The sequence below is a fragment of the Vibrio sp. 1978 genome, from assembly GCF_033344345.1.
This window is the reverse complement of sequence record NZ_JAWPOP010000909.1, coordinates 1-541: the sequence shown is the minus strand read 5'-3', so window position 1 is coordinate 541 and position 541 is coordinate 1. Positions and strand designations below refer to the sequence as shown.

1 protein-coding gene is annotated in these 541 nt (G+C 34.6%); it reads left to right on the top strand.

Annotated elements, in window-relative coordinates; all coding sequences use genetic code 11:
• Positions 1-385: 385 nt before the first annotated feature.
• Positions 386-541 (top strand): DUF2383 domain-containing protein (locus tag R8N49_RS29805; RefSeq protein ID WP_318190789.1); only part of this gene is annotated, 156 nt, incomplete at its 3' end.

Here is a 541-nt window from a genome sequence, read left to right as displayed (position 1 = left end):
AATCTAATAAAAGTGAATTCTTTTCGTTTCCTCGTGAGTGGTATTGCGATTACTGTGCCAAGTTAATAAGTCATTGTTTTTATTGAAATAGAATTTAAATAACTCCTATCGTTGCAAAATGACCTGTAATTATTTCCTTTGAATGGATTCTTATTTGTAATTTTTTCTTATTCCCCACAAGCAATCACGCGCAATTAATAACCACCACCATGCTTACTCCTTATATTATCTGGCATCTCTCACACTCAATATTCATGGCATACAAAATGCTAGATATAAAATGCCACATGAAAAATATTGTTCATATTTAATGGCTAAGGCATCGCAATATAAGTTGCGCTTAAGCACTGCAATAAAGTAACCGCAGTAAAATAAAGGAGAAGATATGAGAAATGAAAACATCGCCTCAATCATTGAGCTTATTCACAGCGGTAATGATATTTACAAGAAAGCGATTGATAACATCGACAACACATCGCTAAACCATGTATTGCAGGATCTGGTTCATGTACGAGAACACGCCGCATTAGAGTTGAAACCT